The sequence below is a fragment of the Cellulomonas sp. S1-8 genome, from assembly GCF_026184235.1.
GTDB lineage: Bacteria > Actinomycetota > Actinomycetes > Actinomycetales > Cellulomonadaceae > Cellulomonas.
This window is the reverse complement of sequence record NZ_CP110806.1, coordinates 2,161,404-2,185,027: the sequence shown is the minus strand read 5'-3', so window position 1 is coordinate 2,185,027 and position 23,624 is coordinate 2,161,404. Positions and strand designations below refer to the sequence as shown.

Here is a 23,624-nt window from a genome sequence, read left to right as displayed (position 1 = left end):
GCCGCCGGGTGCCGTGACATGCGCGACCACCCGACGACCTGCGAGCATGACCCGCGTGTTCGCACGCCTGGGTCGCACCGTCGCCCACCACCCGCGCCTGACGGTCGTCGTCTGGCTGGTGCTCACGGTCGTCGGCTACGCCACGGCGGTCCAGGGCCTGCACGGGGAGAACCTGTTCGACCGGGTGGCGACCGGGTCGCCGGGCGTCCCGGGCGCCGAGTCGACCCGCGGCCAGCAGATCCTCGCCGACGAGCGGACCACCGGGCCCGGGGTCAACCTCGTGCTGTCGGGCCTCGACCCCACCGATCCCGAGCTCGCCGAGGCCCTCGCACCGGCGCGGGACGACCTCGCGGCCGTCGCCGGTGTCCTGTCGGTCATCGATCCCCTGCAGCTGCCGGGGGGCGTGACGAACCCGGCGGCGGCGCCGCTGACCGCGCAGGACGGGGAGGGCTTCCTCGTCGTGGTCGAGCTCGAGCCGGACCTCCTGGCCGACGAGCAGGCGCGGGCGCTCGACGACGTCGAGCAGCGGTTGCGCGCGGTCCCCGACGACCTGCGCCCGATCGCACCCGACGTGCGCGGGGTCGTCGGCGCGGAGCACCTGATCGTGGACGAGATCACCGAGCAGGTCGAGGAGGACCTGCGCACGGGCGAGATCGTCGCGCTGCCGATCGCGCTGCTCATCATGATCGTCGTCTTCGGGGGCTTCCTCGCCGCCGCGATGCCGATGGCCGGGGCGCTCGCCTCGATCGCCGGGGGCCTGGGGGCCCTGCTCGCGCTCACGTACGTGATGGACGTCGACGCGTCGGTGGTCAACGTGGTCACGGTGCTGGGCCTCGGTCTGTCGATCGACTACGGCCTGCTGATCGTCTCGCGGTTCCGCGAGGAGCTGCACCGGCTCGTCGACGCCGACGGCGGTGCGGGCAGCCGACGGCGCCGCGGCGACGGCCCGGTCGTGGCGGCCGTCGAGCGCACGATGGCCACCGCGGGCCGCACCGTGGTGTTCTCCGCGGTGACGGTGGCGGTGTCGATCGCCGGTCTGCTCGTGTTCCGCCCCGACATCCTGCGAGCGATCGGTGCCGGCGGCGTCGCGGTCGTGCTGGTCGCCGCGGCCACCGCGATCACGCTCGTCCCCGCGCTCCTGACGATGGTCGGGCGCCGCCTGGTCCGCCCGGGCCTGCTGACGCGCGTCCCGGTGCTGCGACGCGCGTCGGACGTCCAGGTCGAGGAGGGCGCGTTCTCGGCTCTGGCCGGGCGCGTGCAGCGCCACCCGTGGTGGGTGATGCTCGGCTGCGTCGCGCTCCTGACCCTGCTGGCCCTGCCGCTGCTGCGCATGGAGCTGCGGATCAGCGGCCTCGAGCTCCTGCCGCAGGGCACGACCCAGCGCGAGTACGTGTCGGACCTCGAGGAGAACTACCCCGCGGCGGCGTCGCCCGCGGTCACGGTCGTCGCCGCGACGTCGCTCGCGGACGCGACGGCGTGGGCCGCCGAGGTCGAGGACCTGCCGGGAGTCGAGTCCGTGGACCCGCCCGCCGCGCTGGGCGCGCACGTCGTCATCGGCGTCCGGCCCGACACCACGGACCCCGGGGGCCCGGTCGCCGCCGACGTGGTGCGCGAGATCCGCTCCCTGGACGCCCCGTTCGAACGGTGGGTCGTGGGTCAGGCGGCGTCGCAGATCGACTTCACGCAGGCATTGGTGGACCGCGCCGGCCTCGCCCTGGGGATCGTGGGGGCGGCCACGCTGCTGCTGCTGTTCCTCATGACGGGCTCCGTCGTGATCCCGGTCAAGGCGCTGCTGACGAACGTGCTCTCGATCCTGGCGTCTCTCGGGGTGCTCGTGTGGGTGTTCCAGGACGGGAACCTCGAGGGTCTGCTGGGCTTCACGTCGACCGGCGGCATCGAGACGTACGTGCTGGCGCTCGTCGCGGCGTTCGCGTTCGGGCTGGCGATGGACTACGAGGTCTTCCTGCTGGCGCGCGTGAAGGAGCTGCACGACGAGGGGATGGCGACCGACCGGGCCGTGCGGCTGGGGCTGCAGCGCTCCGGCCGGATCATCACGTCGGCCGCGGCGATCATCGTCGTGGTGTTCGCGGGCTTCGTCGCCGGTGACCTCGTCGTCATCAAGCAGGTCGGCTTCGCGCTCGCGTTCGCGGTGTTCATCGACGCGACGGTCGTGCGGCTGCTCCTGGTACCCGCGACCATGACGATCCTCGACCGTGCCAACTGGTGGGCCCCGCGGCCGCTGCGACGGGTGTACGAGCGGTTCGCGATCCTCCACTGACGCACGCGCCGGGTACGGGTACGGTCCGCACGTGACGTCGTCCCCCGCACGTTCCGGCGCGCCCCGCCCGGCGCGCCGACGGACGCCGCTCGCGGTCGCCGCGCTTGCCGTGCTCGTCACCGGGCTCGCGGTGTCGCAGGGGGACGACATCGCCGCCGACCTCGCCGGCGGTGCGCTGTACGCCGCTCTCGTGCACCTGCTCGCACTCCTCGTCGCCCCTTGCGCCCGCGCGGCGACGGCTGCCGCGTCGGCTCTCGCCGTGTGCGTCGCCGTGGAGCTCGCGCAGCTCACCCCGGTCCCGGCCGCGGCCGTCGCGGCGTGGCCCCCGGCCGCGTACGTGCTGGGCTCGACGTTCGTCGCGTGGGACCTGCTCGCCTACGCCGCGGGCGTGCTCGTCGTCGCGACCGTCGACGTCCTGCGTCGCCGGACCCGCCAGGGGCGACGCCCGCTCGCGCGGGTGCTCGCGGGCGGGCGGGACCGCACCCACCCATCGGCCTAGGGGCGGGTCGCTCCCGGAGGGCCGTAACCGGCGTTCTCGACGTCGACGCGGAATCCCAGCGCGGAGTAGACCCGGCGCGCGGGCACGTTGTCCGCGTACATGCCGAGGGACACCCAGGGGGCTCCGTCGGCGAGCGCCCGGCGGGTCGCGGTCGCGGCGAGCGCCGCGCCGAGCCCCCGGCCCCGGGCGGCGGGGACGACCCCGAGCCCGTGCAGGTGCATCACGGGTGCGTGCGTCCCGGGACGCATCGCGACCCCGATGACGCCGAGCAGGTGGTCGGCGGCGTCGCGGACCCCCCACCAGGCGGCGTCGTCGGGCGCGCCCGGGCGGGCGTGCGTGGTCGGGTTGGCGACGTCGAGGCACACGTCGATCGCGGCCCGGTCCCCCAGGGCGTCGAGCCCGACGACGACCTCCTCCCCCGGCTGTCGCGCGGGGGGGACGTCGCTCGAGAGCCGGTCCCAGCGGGTCGCCGGCACGAGGCCGGCCGCGGCGAGCGCGTCGTCCGGCACGGTCACGGCCCGCGGCACGGTCGCCCAGCGCAGTCCCGGCCCGTACCCGGTCAGGGCGTCGGCGACGAGCCGCGCGAGGTCGTGCTCGTCGCCGATCGCCCACGCCTCGGGTCCGGCGGGCCGGTCCCCGACGAGCACGACCGCGGCGGTGGTCGCCGCGAGCACCCGGGCGCCGGCCCACCGGTCCCGGCAGTCGAGGACGTCGCGCCGGGTCCGCAGCGCGGCCGGCAGCCGGGCGAGGAGCTCCTCGCTCACGCCTGCGCGGCGGCCTTCGCGGTGGCGTCGGCCTTGGCCCTGGCGTCGACGCCGGTCTCGCGGCGCTGCTCGGGCGAGATCGGGGCGGGCGCACCGGTCAGCGGGTCGTAGCCGCCGCCGGACTTGGGGAACGCGATGACCTCGCGGATCGAGTCGGACCGGGTCAGCAGGGTCACGATGCGGTCCCAGCCGAACGCGATGCCGCCGTGCGGCGGGGCGCCGAACGCGAAGGCGTCGAGCAGGAACCCGAACTTCTCCTGCGCCTCGGCCGCACCGATCCCCATGACCTCGAAGACGCGCTGCTGCACGTCGCGGCGGTGGATACGGATCGACCCGCCGCCGATCTCGTTGCCGTTGCAGACGATGTCGTACGCGTAGGCCAGCGCCTCGCCCGGTGCCTCCTCGAAGCGGTCGATCCACTCCGGGGTCGGCGAGGTGAAGGCGTGGTGCACGGCGGTCCACGCGCCGCCGCCGACCGCGACGTCGTCGTCCTCGCCGGTGGGCTTGAACAGCGGGGCGTCGACGACCCACAGGAACGACCACGCGGCCTCGTCGATCAGGCCGCCGCGGCGGCCGATCTCCAGGCGCGCCGCACCCAGGAGCGCGCGCGCCTCGGTCTGCTTGCCGGCCGCGAAGAACACCGCGTCTCCCGGCTCGGCTCCCACGGCGGCCGCGAGCCCCGCACGCTCGGTGTCGGTGAGGTTCTTGGCGACGGGACCGCCGAGCTCGCCGTCCTCGCCGATCGTCACGTAGGCCAGACCCTTGGCGCCGCGCTGCTTGGCCCAGTCCTGCCACGCGTCGAAGCCGCGCCGGGGCGTGCTCGCCCCACCGGGCTGCACGACGGCGCCCACGTGCGGCGCCTGGAACACGCGGAACGGGGTGTCGGCGAAGTACGCGGTGAGGTCGCTCAGCTCCAGGCCGAACCGCAGGTCCGGCTTGTCGGTGCCGTACCGGCGCATCGCGTCGGCGTACGTCATGCGCGGGATCGGCGTCGGGACGGTCTCCCCGATGAGCTCCCACAGGGACGTGAGCACCGCCTCGGCGAGCTCGATGACGTCGTCCTGGTCGACGAAGCTGGCTTCGACGTCGAGCTGCGTGAACTCCGGCTGGCGGTCGGCGCGGAAGTCCTCGTCGCGGTAGCAGCGGGCGATCTGGTAGTACCGCTCCAGGCCGCCGACCATGAGCAGCTGCTTGAAGAGCTGCGGGGACTGCGGCAGGGCGTACCAGGAGCCCGGGGCCAGGCGCGCGGGCACGACGAAGTCGCGGGCACCCTCGGGCGTCGAGCGCGTCAGGGTGGGCGTCTCGACCTCGACGAAGCCGCGCTCGTCGAGCACCCGGCGGGCGGCGCGGTTGACCTGGGCGCGCAGGCGCAGCGCGTGGGACGGCGCCGGCCGGCGCAGGTCGAGGTAGCGGTAGCGCAGGCGGGCCTCCTCACCGGGCTGCTCGTCGACGGACGCCGAGACCTGGAAGGGCAGCGGTGCGGACTCGTTGAGGACGACGACCTCGTGCGCGACGACCTCGACCTCACCGGTCACGAGGTTCGGGTTCTCGTTGCCCGCGGGGCGCCGCCCGACCTCACCGGTGACCTGCAGCACGTACTCGGCGCGCAGCCCGTGCGCCACGCTCTCGTCGCGGACGACGACCTGGGCGATGCCCGAGGCGTCCCGCAGGTCGACGAACGCGACCCCGCCGTGATCGCGACGCCGGTCCACCCAGCCCGTGAGGGTGACGGTGGTGCCGATGTGCTCGGCCCGCAGCGAGCCGGCGGTGTGGGTGCGCAGCACGGAAGGTCCTTCAGGTCGGGGTCTGCGCCCGGTCGGGCGCCGCGACGATCATAGAGGCGTGGGCCTGCCGGGTCCGGCTCATACCCTTGCCCTGGGCCTGAACGCTCGTTTAGCATACGGAACATGCGTTCAGGACGCTCCGCCGTCGAGGACCTCACCGCACGTGCGCGGATCCGCGACGCCGCCGTCGCGCGCTACGCCCGCGACGGCTTCGGGGTGGGCCTGCGCGTCGTCGCCGAGGACGCGGGCGTCAGCGCGGCGCTGATCCTGCACCACTTCGGATCCAAGGACGGGCTGCGGGCAGCGTGCGACGCCCACGTGCTGGCGACCGTCCGCGACGCGAAAGAGCGCGCGCTCGCCTCCACGAGCGCGCCGGACCTGCTCCTGCAGCTGGCCTCGATGGACGAGCACGCGTCCGTCGTCGGGTACGCCCTGCGCAGCCTGCAGGCGGGCGGCGACCTCGCCCGGCACTTCGTCGACCAGTTCGTCGCGGACGCCGAGGTCTACCTGGCGCACGGTGTCGCGGCCGGCACGATCCGGCCGAGCCGCGACGAGCAGGCACGCGCCCGGTACCTCACGGTGCAGGGCCTGGGCGCGCTGCTGCTCGACCTGACCCTGAACGCCCCGACCGACCCCACCGACCTGGTCGGCCTGCTGCACGGCTACCGGGACCGGATGATGCTGCCGGCCGTCGAGCTCTTCACGCACGGCCTGATGACGGACAACACGATGCTCGACGCGTACCTGCTCTACGTGAGCGATCCGCCGAGCGGGCCCGACGCTGCACGCAGCGCCTGATCCGGCGAGGCGCGACGCCTCGCCGACGACCCGTTCCGGCCGCCTTCCACGAATGAGCAAGAGAGAGCGAAGAACCATGTCCTCAGTCATCGACGTGCAGGCTCTGACCAAGTCCTTCGGCACCGTCCGCGCCCTCGACGAGCTCGACCTCACGGTCGCGGCCGGCGAGGTCCACGGGTTCCTCGGGCCGAACGGCTCCGGCAAGTCCACGACCATCCGGGTCCTGCTCGGCCTGCTGCGCGCGGACGCCGGCACCGTCCGGCTCTTCGGCGCCGACCCGTGGGCCGACGCGGTCACCCTGCACCGACGTCTGGCCTACGTCCCGGGCGACGTCAGCCTGTGGCCGCAGCTGACGGGCGGGGAGGTCATCGACCTGCTCACCCACCTGCGCGGGCGGCCCGACCCGGGCCGACGGGCCGAGCTGCTCGAGCGGTTCGACCTCGACCCGACCCGCCGGACCCGGACCTACTCCAAGGGCAACCGCCAGAAGGTCGCGCTCGTCGCGGCCCTCGCCGGCGACGCCGAGCTGCTCGTGCTGGACGAGCCGACGTCCGGCCTGGACCCGCTCATGGAGCGCACCTTCCAGGAGTGCGTCACCGAGGCGACCGCCCGCGGCACCACGGTGCTGCTCTCGAGCCACATCCTCGCCGAGGTCGAGAAGCTGTGCGACCGGGTCACGATCATCCGCGCCGGCCGTACGGTCCAGAGCGGCACGCTCGCCGAGATGCGCCACCTGACGCGCAGCACGGTCCGCGTCACCACGACCCAGGACCCGGACCCCGTCGGCCGCATCGACGGCGTGCACGACGTCGTCGCGGACTCCGGGACCCTGACGTTCACGGTCGACGACACCGCCCTGTCCCGCGTCATGGGCGTGCTGGCCGCCGCCGGCATCAGAGACCTCGCGGTCACCCCCCCGACGCTCGAGGAGCTGTTCATCCACCACTACGACGGCGCCACGACGGGAGCCGGCGCGACCGGCACGACGGGCGGTGCACGATGACCACGCTCACACCCACGCGCACCACCACGCCCCGCAGGGGCCCGGCCGGCGGCTCGACGTTCACCGGCACGGGCCGCCTGCTGCGGTTCGGGCTGCGTCGCGACCGCGTCCGCATCGCGGTATGGGCAGGAAGCGTCGCCGCGCTCGTCGGCTACATGGCCGCGGCGATCCCCGCGGCCTACCCGGACGCCGCCGCGCTGGAGACGCGCGCCGCGATCATGCGCGAGCCCTCGGGCGCCTTCATGACGGGTCCGGGCTACGGCCTGGACGACTACACGCTCGGCGTCATGATCGCCAACGAGCTGCTCGGGATGATCGCCGTGGCGGTCGCGCTGATGTCGCTCCTGCTGGTCGTGCGCCACACCCGAGCGGACGAGGAGACCGGCCGCTCCGACCTCGTGCGCGCCGGCGCCGTCGGGCGCGACGCACCGCTCGCCGCGGCCCTGGGCCTGCTCGTGATCGCGAACCTGGCGGTCGCCGCCGTCCTGCTCGCCGCCCTGGTCGCGAACGACCTCGCGCCGCTCGACTCCCTGGCGGTCGCCGCGGGCGCCGCCGTGGTCGGTCTCGTGTTCGGCTCCGTCGCCGCGGTCACGGCCCAGCTCGGGGCGCACGCGCGCACCGCGTCGGGCATGGCGGGCGGGCTGCTGGGTCTGGCCTACGTGCTGCGCGGCGTCGGCGACGCCGCGGGGCCGGGTGGCAGCGCCCTGTCCTGGGCATCGCCCGTCGGCTGGGCGCAGCAGACCCGCGCGTTCGTCGATCTGCGCTGGTGGCCGCTGCTGCTCGGCGTCGTCGTGGCCGTGGCGCTCGTCGCGGTGGCGTTCACCCTCGTGGGTCGTCGCGACGTCGGCGCCGCCCTCCTCCCGGCCCGACGGGGTCGCGCGACCGCACGTCGCGGGCTGCTGCACCCCACGGGCCTGCTGCTGCGCACCGAGGGCGCGACCATCGTGTGGTGGGCCGTGGGGCTGGCCGTGTTCGCCGGACTGACCGGGTCGATGGCGCAGGGGGTCGTGGACGGGTTCGAGGCCCAGCCCGAGCTCGCCCAGGTCTTCGGCGGCACGGACGGGGGCGACGTGCTGCGCTCGACCCTGGCCGCCTTCCTCGCGTTCTTCGCCATGGCCGTGGCGGTGTACGGGGTCGTCGCGGTGAACCACCTCAACCGCGAGGAGGACGAGGGCCGCACGGGCGTGGTCCTGGCCGCGGCGGTCAGCCGCGCGGCATGGCTGGGCGCGTCGCTCCGGGTGACGCTGCTGGGCTCGGCCACCCTGCTGCTGGTGTCCGGCCTGGCGCTCGGGGCCGGGGCCGCGAGCGCGGTCGGCGACGGGGACCTCGTCGGCGAGTTCACCCTGGCCGCGCTGACCTACCTGCCGGTCGTGCTGTGCTTCGTCGGGCTGGCCGCGCTGGCGCACGGGCTGCGCGCCGGCACGTGGTGGCTCTGGGTGCTGCTGGTGGCCTCGATCGTCGTCGGGATCTACGGGCCGCTGCTCGACCTGCCGCCCGCGGTGCTGGACGCGGCGCCGTTCTCGCTGGTCCCCCTGGCGCCTGCCGAGCCGGTCACCGTCGCTCCCCTGGCGCTGCTGACGCTCGTGGCGGCCGCACTGGTCGCGGCGGGTGCCGTCGCGCTGCGTCGCCGGGACCTGGCGGCGTGAGGCCGACGCACGGCGTGCTCACGGCTCGAACCGGTAGCCGACCCCTGGCTCCGTGAGCAGGTGCCGCGGGGTGGCGGGACGTTCCTCGAGCTTGCGACGCAGCTGGGCGACGTACACCCGCAGGTAGGCGGCCTCGTCCACGTACTGGGGACCCCACACCTCCCGGAGCAGGTCGTGCCGGGCCACCACGCGTCCGCCGTGGCGCATGAGGACCTCCAGGACGCCCCACTCCGTCGGCGTGAGGTGCACGCGTGCACCGTCGCGCTCGACACGGCGGGCCGCCCGGTCGATCGTGAGGTGGTCGGTGCGGAACACGATCGCCCGGTCGCCGGGGGCCACCCGGCGCAGCGCGGCGCGCAGGCGCGCGAGGAGCTCGTCCATGCCGAACGGCTTGGTCACGTAGTCGTCGGCGCCGACGTCCAGGGCACCGACCTTGTCGTGCTGGGTGTCGCGGGCGGACAGCACCAGGACGGGGATGTCCGACAGGGCGCGCAGGGCGCGGACGACCTCGAGCCCGTCGACGTCGGGCAGGCCCAGGTCGACGACGGCCACGTCGGGCTGGAACGTCCGCGCGACGTGCAGCGCGTGGCCGCCGAGGCCAGTCGCGTGCACCTCGAAGCCGTGGGCCGGGAGCGTGAGCTCGAGGATGCCGACGAGCGCCGCGTCGTCCTCGACCAGCAGCAGGCGCGTCACGGTGCGGCCGTGGGGAGGCGCAGCGTCATCGTCAGGCCGCCTCCCGGTGTCGTGGACGGGCTCAGCCGGACCGCCATCGCCTCGCTCAGCCCCTGCGCGATCGCCAGGCCGAGACCGACGTGGGAGCCGGCGTCGCGGTCGTCGAGCCGCTGGAAGGGGGTGAAGACCTGCTCCCAGCGCTCGGGCGGGATCCCGGGGCCGTGGTCGACGACCGCGAGCTCGACGCTCGGTGGCGCTCCCCCGGGCGCTGCACCCTCGGCTGCGCCGGCGTCGCGGACGTCGGCGCGCAGCTCGACGCGGACGCCGGGAGGGCTGAAGCGGACGGCGTTCTCGACCAGGTTCTCCAGGACGCGCTCGAGGAGGCCCGGGTCCACCACCACCAGCGGCAGGTCGTCCGCGACGACGACGTCGACGTGCGCGAGGTGCTCGTGCAGGACGGCGCGCGAGACGACCTCGTCGAGCGCGACCGCGGTCGTCCGCACCGTCACGGCGTCCGACCGCAGGCGCGTCATGTCCAGCAGGTTCGCGACGAGCCGCGTCAGGCGGTCGGTCGAGTCCTCGATGGTCTCCAGGAGCCGGGCACGGGCGTCGTCGGGCCACTGCACGCCGGGCTGCCGCAGGCTGCTCACCGCCGCCTTCGTGCTGGCCAGGGGCGTGCGCAGGTCGTGCCCGACCGATGCGAGGAGCGCCGCCCGCACCCGGTCCGCCGCGGCGAGCTCGCGGGTGCGCGCGCGCTGGACGTCGAGGTCGTGCTGGTAGCGCTGCCGGTCGCGGGCGGCGAGTTCGACCGTCGCCGCGACCACGACCGCCACGGCTGCGAAGACCACGAGCTCGACGAGGGTGTCGCGGCGCGCCACGGTCAGGGTGTGGAACGGCGGGGTGAAGAACCAGTTCGCCAGCGCGAACGACGCCGCCGCGGAGACGAGCCCCGGCAGCAGCCCGCCGACGGCCGAGACGACGACCACCCCCAGCAGGTAGACCAGCAGCACGCTGCCCAGCGCGGCCTGGTCGCGCGCGGCGAGCAGCAGGACGCTGCCCAGGGGCAGGCCCAGCAGCGCCAGGGCGAACCCGGCGACACGACGACGGCGCGCGACGCGACCGGGCAGGACGCCCCGGACCAGCTCGCGCGCACTCCCCCGGCTCGGCACGTCGCCCAGGCTCGCACACCCGGCGCCGCCACCCGGCCCGAGCGACGGCGACGGGCGACGTCCCGGTCGGGCGGGCGTCGCGGACGGGCGGGCGTCGATCCTGACGAAATCTTGATGCCCGGCGCCCGCTTCGTCCGGCGCCGGCCGTACCGGTGACGCCTAGAGTCCGACGTCGCACCGGCGTCCTGCCGGCGCGGCGGACCGCCCCGGTCCGGGTCCCGGCAGCAGAGGTACCCCGGCTCATGGTCGCCCTTTTCGACGCGCGCCCCCGGCGTCCGGTGCCCGGCAGGCCACGTCCGCGGCGGCGGCTCGGCATCCACCACCCCGCCCGGACCGTCGTGGCGGGCTTCGCGGTCGGGATCGCCGTCGGGACCGTGCTGCTCATGCTGCCGGTCGCACGCACCGGTCCGGGAGGTGCCCGCCCGCTGGAGGCGCTCTTCACGGCGACGTCGGCGCTGTGCGTCACGGGGCTCGCGGTCGTGGACACCGCCACCGCCTGGTCGCCGTTCGGTCAGGTCACGATCCTCGTGCTGATCCAGGTCGGCGGGTTCGGGATCATGACGCTCGCGTCGCTGCTCGGGTTGCTGATCTCCCGCCGGCTCGGTCTGGGCTCGCGGCTCCTCGCGGCCACCGAGACCAAGAGCCAGGGCCTCGGCGACGTCCGGACGGTGCTGCTCGGCGTGGCCCGGGTGAGCCTGGCGGTCGAGGCCGTCACGGCGCTCGTGCTCGCGGCACGGTTCCACACGGCGTACGACGTGCCCGTGGCCAGGAGCCTGTGGCTGGGGGTCTTCCACGCCGTGTCGGCGTTCAACAACGCCGGCTTCGCGCTCTTCAGCGACAACCTCGTCGGCTTCGCGACCGACCCGTGGGTCTGCCTGCCGATCGCGGCAGCCGTGATCCTCGGCGGGCTGGGGTTCCCCGTGATCCTCGAGGTCCTGCGTCAGCACCGGCGACCCGCACGCTGGAGCGTGCACACCCGGCTCACCCTGGTGATGACCGGTCTCCTGCTGGTCGGGGGCACGCTGTTCATGACGGTCGCCGAGTGGGGGAACCCGCGGACTCTGGGGGCCCTGGACCCGGCAGGGCGCGTGCTGGCCGGGTTCTTCCAGGCCGTGATGCCGCGCACCGCCGGCTTCAACAGCGTCGACGTCGGGGCGATGAACACCGGCACGCTGCTCGGCACGGACGTCCTGATGTTCATCGGCGGCGGCAGCGCGGGGACTGCCGGCGGCATCAAGGTCGGCACGTTCGCGGTGCTGCTCGTGGCGATCGTCGCCGAGCTGCGCGGCGACCCGGACGTCACCCTCTTCGATCGTCGGCTGTCCCCGCAGACGATCCGTCAGGCGCTCGCCGTGGCGCTGCTCAGCGTCGCCGCGGTCGTCGGGCCGACGGTCGCGATCGCCATGACCAGCCCCTACACCCTCGACCAGATCCTGTACGAGGTCATCTCGGCCTTCGCGACGGTCGGGCTCTCCACCGGGATCACGGCGGACCTCGCCCCCGGCCACCAGCTGATCCTCGTGGGCCTGATGTTCGCCGGACGCCTCGGGCCCGTGACGCTGGCCTCCGCGCTCGTGCTCCGCGAGCGCGGTCGCCTCTTCCGACGCCCCGAGGGTCGACCTCTGGTCGGATGACCTCTTCCTCATGGTGAATGTTAGTTGCTAACATCTGAGCATGGGGCGATCCGAGGCGACGCGGGCACGGCTACGAGCCGCCGCCCTGGAGCTCTTCGTCGAGCACGGGTTCGAGGCCACCACCGTCAGCCAGGTCGCAGCCGCGGCCGGGGTCTCGCACATGACGTTCTTCCGGCACTTCGCCACCAAGGAGGACGTCGTCATGGACGACCCGTACGACGAGGTCATCGCCGAGGCGGTGCTGGCCCAGGACCGCCGGCTGCCCGCGCTCGAGCGCGTCCGACGCGGGATCGCGACGGCGTGGGACGCCCTGCCCGAGCCGGGCGAGGCCGAGACGCACGCGCGCGTCCGGCTCATCGCCGGGCACCGCGGCCTCATGGCGCGCGCCTGGGAGAACAACCGCCGCACCGGCGAGCTCGTCGTCGACGCGCTCGTCGCCGACGGTGCCGATCCCCTGGAGGCGAGCGTCGCGGCCGGGGCGTGCCTGGCCGCCCTCATGGAGGCGCTGCTGCGGTGGGGCCTCGCACCCGCCGGGCGCGAGCTCGGCCCCCTCGTCCGGCAGTCCCTGGCGTACCTGGCGGTCGTCCCGGTCGCGCCCACGGGCACCGACGCGGTGCGGTCATGACGACTCCCCCGGGCGGCCTGCGCGGCCCCGACGGTGCGCTCGTCCGGCTGTCGGGCGTCCGTCGGGCCTTCGGCGACGAGGTCGCCGTGGACGGGCTGGACCTCACGGTGCGAGCCGGGGAGATCCACGCGGTCGTCGGGCTCAACGGCGCCGGCAAGTCGACGCTCATGCGGCTCGCGCTGGGGATGCTGCGGCCGGACGCGGGGACCGCGCACCTGCGCACCGTCGACGGGACCGAGGTCCCGGCGTGGCGGGCGCCGGCCGCTGCGTGGGCGCGGGTCGGTCACCTCGTGGAGGCCCCCTTCGCCTACGCGGAGCTGACGGTGACCGAGATGGTCGTCGCCGCGGCGCGGCTGCGCGGCCTGTCGCGCACCGACGCGCCCCCGGCCGCGCGTCGCGCCGTGCACGCCCTCGGGCTCGCGCACTGGGAGCGGCGCCGGACCCGGACCCTGTCGTCGGGCAACCGGCAGCGCCTCGGGCTGGCCTGCGCCGCGGTGCACCGGCCCCACCTGCTGATCCTGGACGAGCCGTCGACGGCGCTCGACCCCGCCGGGGTGGTCCTCGTCCGGACGTGGCTGCAGCGCACCCGCGACGACGGCGCCGGCGTACTGGTCTCGAGCCACCACCTCGACGAGGTCGCCCGCGTCGCGGACCGGATCACCGTCGTCCACCGCGGCCGCGCCGTCGGAGCCCTCGCCCCCGACGGGGTCGACCTGGAACGTCAGTTCTTCACCATGGTCCACGCCACCGAGGAGTCGGCTCCGACCCCCGGTGCGGGCGCGGGGGGTTCCCGGTGAGCGCCGCGTGGGACGTCGAGGCGCTCAAGCTGCGCCGGTCGCCGGTCGCCCGCACGTCCGCACTGGCGCTGGTGGTGGGGACCTGCGTGCTCGCCGCCGGGTTCACGGCCGTCGGGCTCGGCGACGGGGACAGCCAGATGGCCGTCAAGGTCCGTCCGATGCTGCAGGGCACCGGGTGGTCGGCGTACCTCGGCATGCTCGCGCAGATCCTGTCCGTCGGGACGTTGCTGGCCGTCGGCATCGTCCTGACGTGGTCCGTGGGCCGCGAGTTCACCGACGGCACCGTCGCGGGCCTGCAGGCCCTGCCGACCCCGACCGCGTCGATCGCCGGGGCGAAGCTCGCGACCGTCGCGCTGGGTGCCGGCGCCTGCGCGCTCGCGACCGTGGGCCTGGCGATCCCGCTGGGGCTGGCCATCGGGTTGGGGCCGCCGGACGGGGACGCGGCCCGCGCCGCCGGCCAGGCCCTGGTAGTGGCACTGCTGATGACCCTGCTCACGGCTCCGCTGGCGTGGGTCGCGAGCGTGCGGCGCGGCTACCTGCCGGGCGTCGGCGCGCTCCTGGGGATCGTCGTCGCGACGCAGGTCGCCACCGTCGCCGGGGCGGGTGCCTGGATGCCGTGGGCCGCACCGGGCCTGTGGGTGGGCATGGGCGGCCCTGCCGCGGCCGCGGCCGTCACCCCGGCCCAGCTGCTGCTCGCCCTGCCCGTCGGGGCGGTCGGAGCGCTCGGCACGGTCCGCTGGTGGTCCACCGCCGAGCTGTGCTGAGCCGCGACACCCCGAGCCGTGCGCGTCAGCGCGGTGCCCCGATCCGCACGCGCACCGCGGTGACGGCGGGCGTCGCCGGCACCGACGAGAAGCCGAACCGGACGGCCGGCCGCACGTCCCGCAGCGGACCGAGGGACGCCGCCCCCCACCGCGCGTCGAGCGCCACGACCGCGTGCTGGTCGCGCGCGCCGTACACCTCGGGCGACCCGTCGGTCCCGCGCCCCCGCGTCCGGACGCCCGGCAGGGCGACGCGCGCGACCACGTCGACCACCTCGGCCGCACCCGGCGCGTCGAGGACGCCGTCCGGCAGCATCCGCAGCAGCGTCCCCACGCCCGTGCGCGCACCGAGCGTCAGGCGCGCGTCGAGCGGCCCCGCGGTGACGGTCCAGGTCCGCGAGCGCTCGTCGGGCACGACGCGCACGTCCACGAGGTGGATCTCGTCGAACGTGTACAGGCGGGTGATGAGGGCGACGACGTCCCGCCGAGGCGCCAGCAGCAGACGGGCACCGTCGGCCCGCTCGACCATGACGTCCGCGAACGGACCCAGGGGCGTGTCGAGCCACCGCCCCACGACCAGGCGCGTGCCCTGCGCGGTGCCGACCCCCGCGATGTGCCCGCGGAGCACGGCCGGTCCGGCGGGGTCATCCTGCGCGCTGTGTGCCACGGCGTCACGGTAGGCACCGGCGGCACCGGCCGCAGCACGAGCGGCCGGACGCGGTCGGTGCGCGGCGGAGGGTGACGCCGGCCGCGCGGCCGGCGGCGGCGTCAGGCCGTGGGGTCCCCCGCGGCGTCAGGCCGTGGGTTCCCCCGGCACGACCCGCGGGAACAGGTCCTGCTCCGGGGGCGCCCAGGTCGTCGCGTCGGCCGGCACCTGCTCGCCGGAGCGGATGTCCTTGACCTGGTCCGGCGCCGTCGCGCCTTCGGCATCGGTGTCGCCCAGGAACCACACGTACGGGATGCCGCGGCGGTCGGCGTGGCGGATCTGCTTGCCGAACTTCGCCGCGCTGGGAGCCACCTCGACGGGGATGCCGCGAGCCCGGAGCGCGGCAGCGACGGCGTCGGAGCGCGAGCGGCCGTCCTCGGACGTGACGGCGACGAGCACCGCGGAGGGCACCGAGCGCGTGGCGCGGACCAGGCCCGCGGAGAGCAGCCGGGACACCAGCCGCGAGACCCCGATCGACAGCCCGACGCCCGGGTACGTCGTCGCACCGTCGGACGCGAGGGTGTCGTAGCGACCGCCGGAGCAGATGGACCCGAGGTCCTCGTGGCCGACGAGCACGGTCTCGTAGACCGAGCCGGTGTAGTAGTCGAGGCCGCGCGCGATCTTCAGGTCCGCGACCATCACCCCCGGGGCGCGCTCGGCCGCGGCGAGCAGCAGCGCGCCGAGCTCGCTGAGGCCCTCCTCGAGCAGGTCCGTGGTCGCGCCGTGCCGGTCGGCCAGGTCGCGGACACGCTCGACGACCGACGCGTCGTCCCCGCGCACCCCGGCGAGCTCCAGGCAGGCCGCGGCCTGCGCGGGCGTGGCGCCGGCCTCCGCGACGAGGAGCTCCGCGACCGCGTCGGGGCCGACCTTGTCGAGCTTGTCGATGCCGCGCAGCACCGCCTCGACGTCGGACAGGCCCAGACCGCGGTAGAAGCCCTCGGCGACCTTGCGGTTGTTGACGAGGATCCGCACGGGCGGCACGCCGAGCGCCCGCAGCGCACCGAGCGCGTCGGCCATGACCAGCGGCAGCTCGACCTCGTAGTGGTAGGGCAGGTCCCCCGCGCCGACGACGTCGATGTCGGCCTGCACGAACTCGCGGAACCGCCCGTCCTGGGGACGCTCGCCGCGCCACACCTTCTGGATCTGGTAGCGCCGGAACGGGAACGCCAGGTGGCCGGCGTTCTCCAGGACGTACCGCGCGAACGGCACCGTCAGGTCGAAGTGCAGGCCGAGCTGCCCGGCCCGGTCGGAGCCGTCGGCCCCTGCGTCCGCCTCGTCGTGCAGCCGGCGCAGCACGTAGACCTCCTTGGAGGTCTCGCCCTTGCGCAGCAGCTGGTCGAGCGGCTCGACCGCCCGTGTCTCGATCCCCGCGAAGCCGTGCAGCTCGAACGTGCGGCGCAGCACGTCGAGCACGTGCTGCTCGACGATGCGCCCGTCGGGCAGCCACTCGGGGAATCCGGACAGGGGTGTGGGACGAGCCATGGCCCCGATGATCCCAGACCGGCGCGTGCGTCCCGCACGCGCGTCCACGGGAGCGGGCGACGTCCCTCAGCGGGCGCGGGCCAGGTAGGGGTTGGTCGCGAGCTCGGTGGCGACGTCGGTCGTCGGTCCGTGCCCCGGCAGGACGCGCGACCCCGCGGGCAGGGTCGCGACGACCTCGCGCAGCGTGCGCGCCATCGCCGCCGGGTCACCGCCGGGCAGGTCGGTGCGGCCGATGCTGCCGGCGAACAGCACGTCCCCCGACAGCACGACGGGATCCGGGTCGCCCGCGTCCACCAGGTACAGCGTCGACCCCTCGGTGTGCCCGGGGGCGTGCCGCGCGACCACCCGGACGCCGCCGAGGTCGAGCTGCACGTCGGGCGTGCGTCCCGACCCCACGGCGCCGAACGGCTCGACGCGCTGCGGCGCCTGCCAGGTGGCGACATCGACGCCCGCCTCCCGCAACGCCTGCGCGAGCGGGCCCGACGGGTCGTGGCGGGGGTCGAGGACCCCGAGCGAGCCGAACGGGTCCTCGAGGCGGTACGCGTCGCCGGCGTGCAGCATGACGGGGACGTCGAGGTCGCGCGCGAGCGTCGGCGCGTCCCACGTGTGGTCCGCGTGCCCGTGCGTCACGAGCACGGCCAGCGGACGCAGCCCGCGGTCCGCGACGAGGGCCCGGACCTGCTCCCCCGCCCCCGCCCCGGGGTCGACGACGACGCACGAGCCGTCGTCCGCGACGAGCACCGAGCAGCGGGCGGCGAAGACGGGTGCGACCACCGTGAGGATCTGCATGCCCCGCACGCTAGACGACCCTGCGGTCACGCGTCCGCCCCACGGGGCCCACGGCGCGCGCCCCGTGGGCACGCACGTGCGCGACGACCCTCCTGCCTTGCCTAGACTGTCCGGGGTCCGGCACGTGTCCGGCGGGTGGCAGCTCGGACGGCGACAGCGCAGCGGGATCCCCCGCGGCGGTCGCCGGACGACGAGACGAGGAGAACGGTGTCTTCGAAGCGCGAGCGCGAGCACGAGCGCCGGCGGTACGAGAAGCAGCAGGCACGTCGTCTCCAGGCGCAGCGCGCGCAGCAGCAGCGCACGCGCGTCGTGGCAGGCGGTGTCGTGGCGGTGCTCGCCCTCGGGCTGGGTGTCGTCGCCGTCGTCAACCTCACGAACGACGCGGCCGAGCCGGCCGCGCAGCCGACCGACGGCTCGTCCGCCGGCGCGACCCCGGCGGCCACGTACCCGGCGCGCACCGGCAACGACGGCGTCGTGCCGGACGCCGCGCTGGCCGAGGACCGCGCCTGGAGCGGCGCGATCACGACGTCCGCGGGTGAGATCGGCATCGAGCTCGACGGCGCCGCGGCGCCGCAGGCGGTCGCCAACTTCGTGACCCTCGCCGCCGAGGGCTACTTCGACGGCACGATCTGCCACCGGCTCGTGACCGAGGGGATCCGCGTCCTGCAGTGCGGAGACCCGACGGCCACCGGCATGGGCGACCCCGGTTACGCGTGGGGCCCGGTCGAGAACGCCCCCAGCGACGACGTCTACCCCGCCGGCACCATCGCCATGGCCCGCATCGGCGGCGACGGCGAGTCGATGGGCTCCCAGTTCTTCCTCGTCTACGAGGACTCACAGATCCCGTCCGATGCGGCGGGTGGCTACACCGTGTTCGGCCAGATCACGTCCGGACTGGACGTGGTGCAGGCCATCGCTGACGCGGGGACCCAGGACGGCAGCGAGCGTCCGGTCACCGACGTCACCATCGAGGGAGTGGAGATCCAGTGACCGAGCACCCGACGACGTCGTCCGCGGACGACGCCGAGCAGGCTCCACCCCCCACGGGCAACCCGACGGAGCACCCGGTCGAGGCCCTGCCCGACGCCACCGAGACCGACGGCGTCGACTCGGCGGCCGAGGCGGCAGACGCACCCGTCGAGGAAGCCCCCGCCGACGAGACCGTGGCGGACGAGACCGTGGTCGAGGCCCCGGCCGACGAGACCGTGGCGGACGAGACCGTGGTCGAGGCCCCGGTCGACGAGACCGTGACAGATGCTCCGGCCGACGAGACGACCGGTGACGAGACCGTGGCGGACGAGGCACCCACCGAGGAGGCACCCGCCGAGCCGGTCGACGCAGCCACCGACGAGGCACCCGCCGAGCCGGTGGACGCAGCCGCCGAGGAGGCACCGGCCGAGCCGGTGGACGCAGCCGCCGAGGAGGCACCGGCCGACGAGGCGCCCGTCGCCGACGAGGCACCGACCGAGGAGCCCCAGGACGAGGCACCCGAGGACGCCTCCACGGACGCGCCCGACGCGGACCCGGCCGCGGACGGCACATCGGCACCGCCGTCGGCGTCCGGGGCGCGACCCACGCCGGCCACCGTGCGTCCTGGTCCGCGGGCACCGCGACCGTCGGCGATCGCCGCGCCGTCGGCGCCGGCCGTCCCCGTGCCGACCCCGGACGAGGAGGCGGCAGCAGCGCACGCGGCGACCTTCGGGCGCGTCGACGAGGACGGCACCGTGCACGTCGTCGAGGCCGCGGGCGAGCGCGTCGTCGGGCAGTTCCCGGGCGCCAGCGCGCCCGAGGCCCTGGCCCTGTACGTCCGTCGCTTCCTCGACCTGCAGGCGAAGGTCGTGATCTTCGACGCGCGGCTGTCCGCTGCCGACCTGTCGGTCAAGGAGATCGACCAGACGCTCACGCGTCTGACCGAGGAGCTCGCGGAGCCGGCCGCCGTGGGCGACCTCGACGCGCTGCGCACGCGGCTCGAGGGTCTGCGCGTCCGTGCGGCCGAGCGTCGGGCACAGGCCGACGCCGAGCGCGCGGCCGCCCGCGAGGCCGCCGTCGCGGCACGCACGCAGATCGTCGAGCAGGCCGAGAAGATCGCCTCGACCGACCCGTCCCGCATCCAGTGGCGTCCCGCGGGTGAGCAGCTGCGCACCCTGCTGGACCAGTGGAAGGACGCGCAGCGGTCGGGGCCGCGGATCGACCGACCCACGGAGGAGTCGCTCTGGAAGCGGTTCAGCCACGCACGCACGACGTTCGACCGTGAGCGTCGGCACTTCTTCGCCGAGCTCGAGGCCCGCAACACCGAGGCACGGTCCGCCAAGGAGCAGCTCGTCGACGAGGCCGAGCGCCTCGCCACGAGCACGGACTGGGGCGCCACGTCGGCCGCGTACCGCGACCTCATGACGCGGTGGAAGGCGGCGGGTCGCGCCAACCGGCAGGTCGACGACGCCCTGTGGGCCCGGTTCCGCACCGCGCAGGACGCGTTCTTCGCGGCCCGTGACGCCGCCAACCAGGCCGTCGACGAGGAGTTCCGCGCGAACCTCGAGGTCAAGGAGGCGCTGCTCGTCGAGGCGGAGGCGCTGCTCCCCGTCCGCGACCTCGGCGCCGCCAAGGCCGCCCTGCGCTCGCTCCAGGACCGCTGGGACGCCGCCGGCAAGGTGCCGCGCGGCGACCTTCAGCGCGTCGAGGGCCGCATGCGTGCCGTCGAGAGCGCCGTCCGCGACGCGGACTCGAAGCAGTGGAGCCGCAGCAACCCCGAGACGCGTGCGCGCGCCGAGGGTGCCGCGGCCCAGCTCGCGCAGGCGATCGCGGGCCTCGAGGCCGACCTGGAGGCCGCCAAGGCGGCAGGCGACCAGCGGCGGGTCAAGGAGGCCCAGGCGGCCCTCGACGCACGTCGCGCGTGGCTCGAGCAGGTGGAGCGCGCCGCGCAGGACGCACGCGGCTGACATCACGGGCCCACGGACCGGGGCCCCGTCGTCCACAGGATGCCCGTTCTCGCCCCCGCACGGGGGCAGGGGCGGGCATCCTGTCGTGCGTGACCACGGCACCCTGTGACCCTGCGACGAGCACCGCGCTGCACCGGCTGCGACCGCGACCTGCGGCGCCCACGCCGACCGTCGTGCGGCGCGCGGATGTCGCGGCGTCCGCCTGGACGGGACTGCACCTCGACGGCGTCCTGGTGTCGCTGTGGCGCGACACGTCCCGGGTCGCGTGGGCGCTCGAGTGCGCCGAGGTCCGCGCGCGGGCGTTCGGCACGCTCGTCCCCCGGCGTGGTGCCGTGGGCCGGCTCTCCGCGGCCTGGGTGCACGTCGGCGGCCCCCCGCCCGACCGGGTCACCGTGCTGGTCCGCTCGGGTGCGCGCCGTCTCGACCCGCACCCCGAGCGTGCCACCGCGGAGGCCGACCTCCGCGACGACGACGTCCGGGCGCTCGGCGGGGTCCCCGTCACCACCGTGCTGCGCACGGCCGTCGACATCGCCCGCTGGGTGCCGGCCGGCGCCGCGCTGCCGGTGCTGCGCGCACTCCTCCCTGCCGGGCTGGACCCCGACGCCGCGCTGCGGCAGCTCGACGTGCACGCGGGCGGCCGCGGCGTGCGGGACGCGCGCCGCGTGCTCGAGTGCGTCTGACACCGACGGCGGAGCCCGCCCTCGCCCACCCGGGACGCGGGTCCCCGCGGCCCGGGCCTGTCAGGCTCGGATCGCCGGCTCCTCGGCACCGCGCGACCCGGTGATGCGGTAGACGTCGAACACGCCCTCGACCTTGCGGACCTCGCCGAGCACCGAGGCCAGGTGCGAGGGCTCGGCCATCTCGAACACGAACCGGGACAGCGCGACCCGGTCACGGGACGTCGAGACCGACGCCGACAGGATGTTCACGTGCAGGTCGGACAGCACGCGTGTGACGTCGGACAGGAGCCGGCTGCGGTCCAGCGCCTCGACCTGGATCTGCACGAGGAACAGCTGGGAGCTGGTGTGCGACCACGCCACCTCGACGATCCGCTCCGGCTGGCGGCGCAGCGCCTCGACGTTGAGGCAGTCCGTGCGGTGCACCGACACCCCCGCGCCGCGCGTGACGAACCCGATGATCTCGTCACCCGGCACGGGTGTGCAGCACTTGGCGAGCTTGACCCAGACGTCGTCGACGCCCTTGACCACGACACCCGGGTCGCCGGAGCGGGTGCGCCGCGCCGTCGAGCCGGGGCGGGCCGCCTCGGCCATGTCCTCCTCGGCAGCGGGCTCCCCGCCGACGGAGTGCACCAGGCGCTGCACGACGGACGCCGCGGACGCCTGACCCTCACCGACGGCGGCGTACAGCGCGGAGACGTCGGCGAAGCGCATCTCGTGCGCGAGCGCGAGGAGCGACTCGTGGGACATGAGGCGCTGGATCGGCAGGTTCTGCTTGCGCATCGCCTTCGCGATCGCGTCCTTGCCGTGCTCGATCGCCTCCTCGCGGCGCTCCTTGGTGAACCACTGGCGGATCTTGTTGCGCGCGCGGGGGCTCTTGACGAACGCGAGCCAGTCGCGGCTCGGACCGGCCGTCTCCGACCGCGAGGTGAACACCTCGACGACGTCGCCGTTCTCGAGCGAGGAGTCGAGCGGGACGAGCCGCCCGTTGACGCGCGCGCCCATCGTCCGGTGGCCGACCTCGGTGTGCACGGCGTAGGCGAAGTCCACGGGGGTGGACCCCGCGGGCAGGGCCTGGACGTCGCCCTTGGGCGTGAAGACGTAGACCTCCGCGCCCGCGATCTCGTCGCGCAGCAGGTCGAGGAACTCCGTGGGGTCGGCGGTCTCGCGCTGCCAGTCGACGAGCTGCCGCAGCCACGTCATGTCGTTGCCGGCGGAGTCCTGCGGCCCGGTCTTGGCGGTCTCCTTGTACTTCCAGTGCGCCGCGACGCCGTACTCCGCGCGCCGGTGCATGTCGTGCGTGCGGATCTGGATCTCGACCGGCTTGCCCCCCGGTCCGATGACCGTGGTGTGCAGCGACTGGTAGAGGTTGAACTTCGGCATCGCGATGTAGTCCTTGAACCGGCCGGGGACCGGGTTCCACCGCGCGTGGAGCGCGCCGAGCGCCGCGTAGCAGTCACGCACCGTGTCGACCAGGACGCGCACGCCCACCAGGTCGTAGATGTCGGTGAAGTCGCGGCCGCGCACGATCATCTTCTGGTAGATCGAGTAGTAGTGCTTGGGCCTGCCGGTGACCGTCGCCTTGATCTTCGCGGTGCGCAGGTCGGCACCGACCTGCTCACGGACCGTCGCGAGGTACTCCTCGCGGGCGGGCGCGCGCTCGGCGACCAGGTGGACGATCTCGTCGTAGACCTTCGGGTAGAGCGTCGCGAACGACAGGTCCTCGAGCTCCCACTTGATGGTGTTCATGCCGAGGCGGTGCGCGAGCGGCGCATAGATCTCGAGCGTCTCGCGCGCCTTCTTCTCGGCCGACGACGCGGACACGAACTTCCAGGTGCGCGCATTGTGCAGCCGGTCGGCGAGCTTGATGACGAGCACCCGGATGTCGCGCGACATCGCCACGACCATCTTGCGGACCGTCTCGGCCTGCGCCGCGTCGCCGTAGGCCACCTTGTCGAGCTTGGTGACGCCGTCGACGAGCATCGCCACCTCGGGCCCGAAGTCGCGCCGCAGCTGGTCGAGGGAGTACTCCGTGTCCTCGACCGTGTCGTGCAGCAGTGCCGCGACGACGGTCGACGGCGTCATGCCGAGCTCCGCCAGGATCGTCGCGACGGCGACCGGGTGCGTGATGTAGGGGTCACCGCTCTTGCGCAGCTGGCCGCGGTGGGCCTGCTCGGCCACCACGTACGCCTGCTCGATCACCGACAGGTCGGCCTTCGGGTGGTTGGTGCGCACGGCCTGCAGCACCGGTTCCAGCGCCGGGTAGGCAGGGGCGGACCTCCCCGAGAGGCGTGCCAGTCGTGCGCGCACGCGACCCCCGGACCCGGTGGTCGGCTCGCTGTCGACCGTCGCGGGGACGTCCGCAGGGAGCGTCGGCACCTCCGCGGCCTCGGGCACGACGGGGACGGGCGCGGTCACCGCGTCCGTCTCTGTACCGGCCTTCTCCGCCATCGGCTCGCGCCCCCCTCTCGTGATCCGCACGATTCTACGACCGTCGCACGGTCGCACGGTCACGGGCGCTCCGGGGGGACGGCACGGCGTAGGCCGTCCGGGGGAAGCGCCGTCAGAGGACGTGCCGTCAGCGGGACGCGCCGTCAGAAGGAC

At 74.8% G+C, this 23,624-nt stretch carries 20 protein-coding genes; 12 read left to right on the top strand and 8 right to left on the bottom strand.

The window, feature by feature from the left end:
* The first annotated feature begins 46 nt into the window (after positions 1-46).
* Entirely contained in the window at positions 47-2,278 is a 2,232-nt protein-coding gene (locus tag OKX07_RS09770; RefSeq protein ID WP_265631708.1) for an MMPL family transporter, read from the top strand.
* Positions 2,279-2,309: 31 nt separating this feature from the next.
* Positions 2,310-2,777 (top strand): DUF2809 domain-containing protein, encoded by a 468-nt coding sequence (locus OKX07_RS09765; RefSeq protein WP_265631707.1) that lies wholly within the window; start codon positions 2,310-2,312, stop codon positions 2,775-2,777.
* Here the strand turns inward: OKX07_RS09765 and OKX07_RS09760 are convergent.
* On the bottom strand, positions 2,774-3,541 hold the full coding sequence (locus tag OKX07_RS09760) for a GNAT family N-acetyltransferase (RefSeq protein ID WP_265631706.1): 768 nt from the start codon (positions 3,539-3,541) through the stop codon (positions 2,774-2,776). The genes OKX07_RS09765 and OKX07_RS09760 overlap by 4 nt on opposite strands.
* Positions 3,538-5,325: an aspartate--tRNA ligase gene (gene aspS, locus OKX07_RS09755; RefSeq protein ID WP_265631705.1), complete on the bottom strand. Its 1,788-nt coding sequence runs from the start codon at positions 5,323-5,325 to the stop codon at positions 3,538-3,540. Before aspS ends, OKX07_RS09760 begins: the two co-directional genes overlap by 4 nt.
* A gap of 123 nt (positions 5,326-5,448) precedes the next feature.
* Here aspS and OKX07_RS09750 point away from each other — a divergent pair, with 123 nt between their 5' ends.
* The 3 genes from OKX07_RS09750 (at position 5,449) to OKX07_RS09740 (ending at position 8,772) form a co-directional block, all read left to right on the top strand.
* Positions 5,449-6,123 carry a TetR/AcrR family transcriptional regulator gene (locus OKX07_RS09750; protein ID WP_265631704.1) on the top strand — a complete coding sequence of 225 codons (675 nt, stop codon included), beginning with the start codon at positions 5,449-5,451 and terminating at the stop codon, positions 6,121-6,123.
* A gap of 76 nt (positions 6,124-6,199) precedes the next feature.
* The gene (locus OKX07_RS09745; RefSeq protein WP_265631703.1) at positions 6,200-7,126 is read left to right on the top strand and encodes an ABC transporter ATP-binding protein; all 927 of its coding nucleotides are present in this window, start codon (positions 6,200-6,202) and stop codon (positions 7,124-7,126) included.
* Positions 7,123-8,772: an ABC transporter permease gene (locus OKX07_RS09740; protein ID WP_265631702.1), complete on the top strand. Its 1,650-nt coding sequence runs from the start codon at positions 7,123-7,125 to the stop codon at positions 8,770-8,772. Before OKX07_RS09745 ends, OKX07_RS09740 begins: the two co-directional genes overlap by 4 nt.
* Before the next feature lie 18 nt (positions 8,773-8,790).
* Here OKX07_RS09740 and OKX07_RS09735 read toward each other — a convergent pair whose 3' ends face one another.
* Together OKX07_RS09735 and OKX07_RS09730 are read right to left on the bottom strand one after the other, a co-directional pair.
* Positions 8,791-9,465, bottom strand: coding sequence for a response regulator (locus tag OKX07_RS09735; RefSeq protein ID WP_265631701.1), 675 nt, complete (start codon positions 9,463-9,465; stop codon positions 8,791-8,793).
* Complete coding sequence (locus OKX07_RS09730; RefSeq protein WP_265631700.1) at positions 9,462-10,613, bottom strand: DUF4118 domain-containing protein; 1,152 nt, start codon at positions 10,611-10,613, stop codon at positions 9,462-9,464. The genes OKX07_RS09735 and OKX07_RS09730 overlap by 4 nt, the downstream gene beginning before the upstream one ends.
* 242 nt (positions 10,614-10,855) lie before the next feature.
* Here OKX07_RS09730 and OKX07_RS09725 point away from each other — a divergent pair, with 242 nt between their 5' ends.
* From OKX07_RS09725 to OKX07_RS09710, 4 genes are read left to right on the top strand one after another with little or no spacing between them, the layout of a single operon-like run.
* Entirely contained in the window at positions 10,856-12,247 is a 1,392-nt protein-coding gene (locus OKX07_RS09725; RefSeq protein WP_265631699.1) for a TrkH family potassium uptake protein, read from the top strand.
* Positions 12,248-12,287: 40 nt separating this feature from the next.
* A complete protein-coding gene (locus OKX07_RS09720) occupies positions 12,288-12,872 on the top strand; it encodes a TetR/AcrR family transcriptional regulator (RefSeq protein ID WP_265631698.1) in 585 nt (194 codons plus the stop codon).
* Positions 12,869-13,669 carry an ABC transporter ATP-binding protein gene (locus OKX07_RS09715; protein WP_265631697.1) on the top strand — a complete coding sequence of 267 codons (801 nt, stop codon included), beginning with the start codon at positions 12,869-12,871 and terminating at the stop codon, positions 13,667-13,669. Before OKX07_RS09720 ends, OKX07_RS09715 begins: the two co-directional genes overlap by 4 nt.
* Entirely contained in the window at positions 13,666-14,433 is a 768-nt protein-coding gene (locus OKX07_RS09710; protein ID WP_265631696.1) for an ABC transporter permease, read from the top strand. Before OKX07_RS09715 ends, OKX07_RS09710 begins: the two co-directional genes overlap by 4 nt.
* Positions 14,434-14,458: 25 nt before the next feature.
* Here OKX07_RS09710 and OKX07_RS09705 read toward each other — a convergent pair whose 3' ends face one another.
* The 3 genes from OKX07_RS09705 to OKX07_RS09695 form a co-directional block, all read right to left on the bottom strand.
* Positions 14,459-15,097 carry a hypothetical protein gene (locus OKX07_RS09705; protein WP_265631695.1) on the bottom strand — a complete coding sequence of 213 codons (639 nt, stop codon included), beginning with the start codon at positions 15,095-15,097 and terminating at the stop codon, positions 14,459-14,461.
* Between the two features lie 126 nt (positions 15,098-15,223).
* Positions 15,224-16,618 (bottom strand): histidine--tRNA ligase, encoded by a 1,395-nt coding sequence (hisS, locus tag OKX07_RS09700; RefSeq protein WP_265631694.1) that lies wholly within the window; start codon positions 16,616-16,618, stop codon positions 15,224-15,226.
* A gap of 66 nt (positions 16,619-16,684) precedes the next feature.
* Positions 16,685-17,407, bottom strand: coding sequence for an MBL fold metallo-hydrolase (locus OKX07_RS09695; RefSeq protein ID WP_265631693.1), 723 nt, complete (start codon positions 17,405-17,407; stop codon positions 16,685-16,687).
* Between the two features lie 207 nt (positions 17,408-17,614).
* Between OKX07_RS09695 and OKX07_RS09690 the strand changes: the two genes are divergently transcribed.
* The 3 genes from OKX07_RS09690 (at position 17,615) to OKX07_RS09680 (ending at position 21,023) form a co-directional block, all read left to right on the top strand.
* Positions 17,615-18,397, top strand: coding sequence for a peptidylprolyl isomerase (locus OKX07_RS09690; protein WP_265631692.1), 783 nt, complete (start codon positions 17,615-17,617; stop codon positions 18,395-18,397).
* Positions 18,398-18,627: 230 nt separating this feature from the next.
* On the top strand, positions 18,628-20,343 hold the full coding sequence (locus OKX07_RS09685; protein ID WP_416220871.1) for a DUF349 domain-containing protein: 1,716 nt from the start codon (positions 18,628-18,630) through the stop codon (positions 20,341-20,343).
* An 89-nt stretch (positions 20,344-20,432) separates the two neighbouring features.
* Positions 20,433-21,023, top strand: a complete 591-nt coding sequence (locus tag OKX07_RS09680; protein ID WP_265631690.1) for a hypothetical protein — start codon at positions 20,433-20,435, stop codon at positions 21,021-21,023.
* Positions 21,024-21,083: 60 nt separating this feature from the next.
* On the opposite strand, the gene OKX07_RS09675 is transcribed toward OKX07_RS09680, so the two are convergent.
* Entirely contained in the window at positions 21,084-23,471 is a 2,388-nt protein-coding gene (locus OKX07_RS09675) for a RelA/SpoT family protein (protein ID WP_265631881.1), read from the bottom strand.
* Between the last annotated feature and the right edge of the window lie 153 nt (positions 23,472-23,624).